The organism is Frankia sp. Mgl5 (genome assembly GCF_023242985.1).
GTDB classification, from domain to species: Bacteria; Actinomycetota; Actinomycetes; order Frankiales; family Frankiaceae; genus Parafrankia; species Parafrankia soli.
This window is the reverse complement of sequence record NZ_JALKFY010000709.1, coordinates 1-6,777: the sequence shown is the minus strand read 5'-3', so window position 1 is coordinate 6,777 and position 6,777 is coordinate 1. Positions and strand designations below refer to the sequence as shown.

9 protein-coding genes are annotated in these 6,777 nt (G+C 74.1%); 5 read left to right on the top strand and 4 right to left on the bottom strand.

All coding sequences use genetic code 11. From position 1 onward, the window contains the following. Positions 1-33: 33 nt before the first annotated feature. From MXD62_RS26700 to MXD62_RS26690, 3 genes are all read right to left on the bottom strand, one after another. Positions 34-732: a DUF3846 domain-containing protein gene (locus MXD62_RS26700; protein WP_248832171.1), complete on the bottom strand. Its 699-nt coding sequence runs from the start codon at positions 730-732 to the stop codon at positions 34-36. Next, on the bottom strand, positions 729-1,175 hold the full coding sequence (locus tag MXD62_RS26695) for a hypothetical protein (protein ID WP_248832170.1): 447 nt from the start codon (positions 1,173-1,175) through the stop codon (positions 729-731). The genes MXD62_RS26700 and MXD62_RS26695 overlap by 4 nt, the downstream gene beginning before the upstream one ends. A gap of 77 nt (positions 1,176-1,252) precedes the next feature. After that, positions 1,253-1,696, bottom strand: a complete 444-nt coding sequence (locus tag MXD62_RS26690; RefSeq protein WP_248832169.1) for a hypothetical protein — start codon at positions 1,694-1,696, stop codon at positions 1,253-1,255. 317 nt (positions 1,697-2,013) lie between these two features. Here MXD62_RS26690 and MXD62_RS26685 point away from each other — a divergent pair, with 317 nt between their 5' ends. The 5 genes from MXD62_RS26685 (at position 2,014) to MXD62_RS26665 (ending at position 6,166) form a co-directional block, all read left to right on the top strand. Then, positions 2,014-3,399 (top strand): MarR family transcriptional regulator, encoded by a 1,386-nt coding sequence (locus MXD62_RS26685; RefSeq protein WP_248832173.1) that lies wholly within the window; start codon positions 2,014-2,016, stop codon positions 3,397-3,399. Positions 3,400-3,493: 94 nt separating this feature from the next. Then, positions 3,494-3,925, top strand: coding sequence for a hypothetical protein (locus tag MXD62_RS26680; protein ID WP_248832168.1), 432 nt, complete (start codon positions 3,494-3,496; stop codon positions 3,923-3,925). 44 nt (positions 3,926-3,969) lie between these two features. Further along, positions 3,970-4,803 (top strand): DNA-processing protein DprA, encoded by an 834-nt coding sequence (locus tag MXD62_RS26675; RefSeq protein ID WP_248832167.1) that lies wholly within the window; start codon positions 3,970-3,972, stop codon positions 4,801-4,803. Positions 4,804-4,917: 114 nt separating this feature from the next. Then, the gene (locus MXD62_RS26670; protein ID WP_248832166.1) at positions 4,918-5,751 is read left to right on the top strand and encodes a DNA-processing protein DprA; all 834 of its coding nucleotides are present in this window, start codon (positions 4,918-4,920) and stop codon (positions 5,749-5,751) included. Positions 5,752-5,824: 73 nt separating this feature from the next. Continuing rightward, positions 5,825-6,166, top strand: a complete 342-nt coding sequence (locus tag MXD62_RS26665) for a DNA-processing protein DprA (protein WP_248832165.1) — start codon at positions 5,825-5,827, stop codon at positions 6,164-6,166. A gap of 232 nt (positions 6,167-6,398) precedes the next feature. Here MXD62_RS26665 and MXD62_RS40955 read toward each other — a convergent pair whose 3' ends face one another. Next, on the bottom strand, positions 6,399-6,683 hold the full coding sequence (locus tag MXD62_RS40955) for a hypothetical protein (protein ID WP_368862453.1): 285 nt from the start codon (positions 6,681-6,683) through the stop codon (positions 6,399-6,401). Between the last annotated feature and the right edge of the window lie 94 nt (positions 6,684-6,777).

The following is a 6,777-nucleotide window of genomic DNA, read 5'->3' as shown; positions in this document are numbered from 1 at the left end:
GCCCCGGGAGACCGGGGCCGCCGGTGCCTGGGGCTATCGGGTGGGTGGGGGTTCGAGGGTGGTGCCGTCGGGGTGCTCGGCGTACACGCCGTCCTCTCCTTCGGTGGCTGCGGCATCGACGGCGGCTTGGGCCTGCTCGCGGGTCTGGCGGACGGCGTAGGGGTCGACGCGGTCTCCCCACACGGTCCACACCGCCTCACCGCCGGTGGTGGAACGAGCCGTGGGCTGCCTGGCGGCGGTGGCTATGGGGACCGCGCAGACGGCGAAGCGCTTCCCGGACTCGTACTCGGTGAGAAGCCCGGCCTTCTCCCAGACGGCGGTGTAGGCGGCGAGCAGACCGGGATAGGTCCCGTTGTCCGCCCAGTCCCCGCCGTTCGGGCGCGCCTGCAGCCTGATCCACTCGGCGGTGAGGAGCGCGACGAGGGTGTCGGGGACGTCGGTGTCCAGCCCGTCGGCGTCGACGGGGCCGGTGAGGTAGACGTCACCGGCGATCTGCAGGTCCCAGGTGAACCTGGGGGCGTGGAACGCGGCGAGGGCGGTCGCGCGCTCGTTGAACGGCAGGCGCAGCCCGAGGCCGTCCTCATTCGCCCACAGCGACCCGGCGGAAGCGAGAGGGACGCGTTCGATCGAACCCCCGACGAGGGTCTGGAATCCACGCAGGTTCGTCGGGTTCATCTCGGTGAGGGCATGCGGGGCCGCCGGGTCGGCGGGCACCGTCAACACTTGGATCATGACCGGTTTCCTTTTCTGTCTGACGTGGCGGGTGAGGCACCGAGGACGCGGATGAGGGGCATGGCGTCGTCCGGTATCCCCCGGACGGCGTTGCAGGTCTGGGCGTATGCGTGTTCGAAGCCGACGTAGCGACGACCTCGGGTCCACTTCTGGGCGTCGGGCTGTTTCGTCTGGACGCGGAACATGCGGTTGTCGAGAAGGCTGACGAGTTCGTCGGGGACGTCGGTGTCCCGCCCTTCGGTGGTGGTGGGGCCGGGGAGGATCGCATCGCCGCGCAGGATGGTCCGTGGTAGCCGGGACGGGCGGGTGTGGAAAGCGGCGAGCGCGGTGGCGCGCATGTTGCACGGCCCCGGGAACCGGGCATCGGCGGCGGGAAGATACAGGCTGCTTTCCGGGTCGGTGAGGCTCACCGGGTGCAGGACGCCACCGACGAGCTTTTCCATCGCGGGTATATCGGTGGGATCGAGTCGGTGCTGGCGTGTCAGGCGGGTCGAGTCCGCCGGAATCACCAGAACGGTGATCATGAGTCTGGGTGTGCGGTCGGGTCGCCGGCCGGTGGGGTGTCGCCGTCGGACAGGTACGTGAGGTAGGGCCAGCCCTCGGCCCCGAGCCAGCCAGCGGCGTCGCGGGCGGCGTCGTGGGAGAGCCCGACACCGACGGTGAGGGGAACGGCGGCCCAGACCGACCAAGTACCGGTGTTGCCCTGCGGGACGGGGACGGGTGTGAACGCGGCCAGGACCGCCATGATGATCAGCTCGCGTGGTACGCCGGGGCCGTAGGCGCACGCCCAGTCGATGAGCCGGCGCCCCAGTGAGGTGTAGCGGCGGACGTACAGGTGTCCGCCGTTGTTCTCGACCTCGACGTGGGCGTGCCGGTAGACATCCGGGCTGCTACTGGTCCGCGTGAATCCGTGACCCTCGAGGAAAGCCTCCAGGTCGAAAGGCGGATCCAGCCGTGGATCCATTCGCGTGTTCGGCGTCGGTTTCATGGGCAGCCGTTTCTGTGCGGGGCGCGAAGGGGCGCGCGGGCGCCTACTCCACGCGGGGGGGATGAGGGGAACGCGCCCGGGTGGCCTGCACGCCTGGTGTGGCGGTGAATCCCGGGAACGTCAGGCACCGTAACTTGATCAGATTCGGTTCAGCAACGGGTTCCGCGCATCCCATGGGCAGTGATTCATGTCACTGGGTATGGCCGGTGGATACGGCTGGCTGAATGCGTTCGGATCGAGATACAGCTGTTCACGCACCCGGAAAACGCACCCGACAATGGGGGTTGTGAACAATGGTCGACGAGAACACATCCGCCGCCGATCCGGACACCGCGCGTGTCCTGGAGATCCTACGGAATCATGAGGGGCCCGCGACCCTGGCGGAGATACGGGTCGCGGCCGGGATGACGGTCGGGCAGCTGCGGCCGGTGTTGGACCAGATGGTGGACACGGGACTGATCGTGGCGTCGCGGCGGTCCGGGGCCCGGGGGACGCCCGCGCAGTGGGAGCCGATCCCCACCCCGCACGACACGCCTGCCCCGGACGACACGCCCGCACCGGACAGCACCGCGCTCACCGAGCCACCGGCCGGCAGCGACACACCCGCCGGCAGCGACGCCCAGGGCGACGGCGACCCGCCGGTGATCACCGAGGCCGGCGGGGCGCCGGACAGCTCGCCGGAGCCAGTAACCGCCCCCGACATGGAGACCATCCCACCCGGCGCAGCGCCCAACTCGGCACCCGAACCGTCCACCGCTACCGCCGACCATGCCCAGGCCGCTGACGCCGACGTGAAAGCGGAGCAGCCGGAAGCAATCGAGGAGGACACGACCCCGGTGCAGGCCGGCGACCCCGGTGAGGACCCAGCCGACCCGGCCGGCGCGGTGGGCACGGCGACGGCGCAGGAAGGCCCCGCCGCCGAGGGCGGTGTCGGGGCCGTGCAGGAACCGCCCGCGACGCCCCCCACCAACACCGAGGGAGACAGCGGTCCGGAAGCGGACACCGAGACAGCGCCGGACGTCCCCAGCGCGGACCCGCCGGTCCAGAACCCCTCAGCCGACCCGGGCGAGGATCTCGGCGCCGTGACGCCGATGGAGGCCGTGAGTGAACCCGCACGGCGATCAGCGCCCGGCGAGGATCCCGCCGCGCTGCCCGCGCCGTCTGTCGATGCGATGCCCGGCGCGGGCACCGGAACCGCGCCCGGAGACGGGCTGACCGACCCCGCTCCGAGCCCCGTCCCAGCCCCGGCTTCGGCTGGTCGGGGTGTCCCGGCGGGTGGGGTGGGGTGCGCGGCGTGGTCCTGCCCGGCGTCGCACTGCCCGGTGCGGGCCGGTGTGGCACCCCCGCCCCGGCCGGTACGACGCCGCACCCCGAAGGCTCCGGCGTCGGCTGCGGGGCGGACGGTGAACACCGACGGGAAACCCCGCCTGCAGGCCGGCGCGCTCACCGCGATGGTCCTGGACGTGCTCGCCGCACACGCGGACGTCGCGATGAGCGTGACCGAGATCAGTCGGGAAATCCCGGGCCGTTCGTCGGGAGCGATCAACGCGGCCGGCCTGGCGATGGCACGCCGAGGCGAGGTCACCCTCCTCCCGGGCCGGCCGAAGCGTTTCCAGATCACGCCCACCGGTCTCGCGCTCACCTCCGCCGCCGCTGCCGGCGCGTCGACCGGCAGCTAAGGCCACCGCATTCGGCTTCGGACTCTCACCCAGGCCGTGGGCGGCTTTCCCGCGGCCTGGGAACTCCGAGCACCCTCACCGTAAAGGGAATCTGATGGCCCGTTTCTCCGACAGCCGGGTGCGCGCCCGGCTGAACGCGGACGGCACGTTCACGGTCACCGTGCACCCGACCGCGCCCCGCGACGCGATCCTGCGCGGTCTGCTCACCCTCCCCGCCGACACCGTCTTCACCACCACCCCCGCGTCCCGCAGCGCCCCGGCCGTGCTCCTGTTCACCCCCCGCGAGGGGAACAGCGGGCCCGCCACCGGCGGATGGGTCCCCCCGGTCCCGCCCGCCCACGACCCCGGTGGGGCAGGGCGCGATGCGGTGCAGGCCGCGTTCACGACCCTGCTCGCCGCCACGGTCCTCGACCTCCCCGGCATCACAGACCATCCCGAGGCCTGGACGTTGCACACCGCGCTCGGCCGGCTCCTGCGCAGCGGCCCCGGCGACCCTCCGCCGTGGCGTTCCCCCCGCACCCCCTGACCCCCTGGCCGTGCACCCACCCCGCCCCGGTGTGAAGGATTCCGATGCCTGACGATGACCCCCGGCACGCCCGCGCCGCCCTGACCGCCCTGCCCTCACGCACCCCGCTTTCCGACGGCCCGGACCGTACCGATCCGGTCGAGGTCTGGGCGCGTCTCGCCCCGCACCACCCGGGTATCGATCCGGCCCGGCTTCTCGACTCCGCGTCGGCGGACGGGTGGCGGCTGCTGATCCCGGGCGATCCCGGCTGGCCCACCATCCTCGATGACGCCGCCGGCGCTCCGGTGGGGCTGTGGGTACGCGGCAGCGGTGACCTGCCCGCGTTGACCCGCCGATCCGTGACGGTCGTCGGTGCCGTGGCCGGCACCGACTACGGGACGCGGGTCACCCGTGACCTGGTGTGGGACCTCACCACCCCCCTCGCGGCCAAGCCTGTCACCGTGGCCGTCGGCGGGCTCGTGGGCGATATCAACACCACCGCCCTGTGGGTCGCCGTGGCGCACCACCGCGCCATCGCGGTCCTGACCTCCGTCCGGGCGCTCACCCGCTACACCCGCACCCTGTTCGCGGACGTGGCCGACAGTGGAATGGTCGTCTGCCTGGCCCCGCCCGGCACCGCACCGACCCTCGGCCACCAGGCCGCCCGGGTCCGGCTGTTGGCCGCTCTCACCCGCGCCACCGTGCTGGTCGAGTCCGGCCGGTGGGGCGCGGCGTTCGCGACGGCCCGTGCCGCGCACCGGTACCGCCGCCCGGTCCTGGTCGTGACCGGCCCGGTCACCTCCCGTCTCAGTGCCGGCCCGCATGCCCTGCTGCGCGACGGCTCCGCCCGGCTGATCACCAACGCCGCCGACGTGTTCGCGGCCCTCGACCGCAGCTGACCCGTCCGAGAAAGAGCAGGGCCGCCCGCAGCCCACCTGCACCCCGTGCGGCCCCACCCTTTCCGCCGGCCTGCCCGAGCACAGACCAGCCCCCCGATGTTGGAAAGGATCACGGTGACCGACCCGCTCCGCCGTGCCTGCGCCGCGTTGACCTCCCTGCCCCCGAACCGCAACCGTGCCGAGGCGGTCCGTCGCCACGGCCCGGTCGCCGTGTGGGACCGGCTCGCCGGCTACCACCGGACCCTCGACCCCGACGGCGTCCTGGAACACGCCACCAGGATCGGCTGGCGCCTACTCATCCCCAGCGACCCGGACTGGCCCGCCACCCTGAACATCCCCGGCGGGCCGGTCGGCCTGTGGGCCCACGGCAGCGGCCATCTGAGCCGGTTGCTGTCCCGGGCGGTGACCGTCACCAGCGCGGCGCCAGGAAGCGACTACGGCAGCACCGTCGCCGCCGACCTCGCCACCGACCTGGCGACACCTGCCCAAGGCGGGGCCATCACGGTCGTCGCCTTCGCGGGTGGGAGCGGCGCGGAGACGACCGCGCTCACCGTCGCCGCCCACGGGCACACCGCCCTCGCCGTCGTCGACATCCCGACCCGCATCGACGACGGCGAGCACCGTCTCCTCGCCACGGTCGCGGCCCGCGGCGCGGTCCTCAGCCCGGCCGCCCCCGGCGCCCTCCCCACCCAACAAAGGGTCCAGGCCCGTATCGACCTGCTCGCCGCCCTCGCCTCTGTCACGGTGCTGATCGAAGCCGGCGCCGACGACAACGTGCCGCTCGCCGTCGCGTTCGCCGCCCACTTCCGCCTACGCCGGCCCGTCTTCGCCGTGCCAGGTCCGGTCACCAGTCCGCTCAGTGCCGGTCCGCTCACCCTGCTGCGCGAGGGCACCGCCCGCATCGTCACCAGCGCCGACGACCTGCGCCCCGTCCTCACCCCTCGCTAACCCCCACCGGGCCGGCCCCGCGCCCGCGTGTGCCGGGCCGGCCCCGTGCCCCGCGACGAAAGGATTCCCCGCGATGTCCACCGGTTCCGACGCGCAGCGGCACGCCCGCGCCGCCCTGACCGCGCTGCCCCTCGACCGTGCCCGTGACGCCGACGTCGTCGTCCGGGGCCCGGTCACGGTCTGGGACACCATCGCCGCCACGCACCCCGACCTCGACCCCGACCAGCTCCTGGCCATCCACACCTCGTCCGGGTGGCGGCTGATCTGCCCCGGCGACGACGAATGGCCCACCAGCCTCACCCCCACCGGGCCCGCCCCGCTCGCCCTGTGGGCCCACGGGGCCGGTCACCTCGCCGCGCTCACGGCCCGCGCCGTCGCCGTCACCGGGAACCGCAGCGCCACCCCCAGGGACTGACCGACGCCACTCGCCTCGCCCGCGACCTCGCCACCGCGTCCCCGCCGGTCACCGTCACCGCGACCGCGTCCCGGGGCATCGCCCGCGCCGCGCTGACCGCCGCCGTGCCCCACGCCCCCACGCTGGCGATCCTGACCGGCCCCCTGACCACCGACCGTGCCCCCAGCCCGAGCTGCTCGCCGCCGTCGCCGCCACGGGCCTCGTCCTGTCCGACACACCCCCGCTGCGGGCCTCACCGTCGCCCGACACCCGCGACCGGTCCCGGCGCAACACCGCCCGCCACCGCCTGCTCGCGACCCTCACCCACACCACCCTGGTCTGCGAATCCGCCCCCGGCGGGGCCGGGATCGCCGTCGCACAGGCCGCCCGCACCCTCGGCCGCCCCGTCCTCGCCCTCCCCCGGCCCGGGAACTCCGACAGCGCCCAGGAACTGCTGCGCGGCGGCCTCGCCCACCCAGCCACGACCGCCGCCGACATCACCGCACACCTCCCCCACCCGTAAGCCCCCGCCGCGCAACCTCACCTCCACGCCCCGGGGCCCCCCCCCCCCCCGCCGGGGGGGGGGGGCCCCCGGGGGGGGGGGGGGGGCCCCCCCGGGGGCCGGGGGGGCC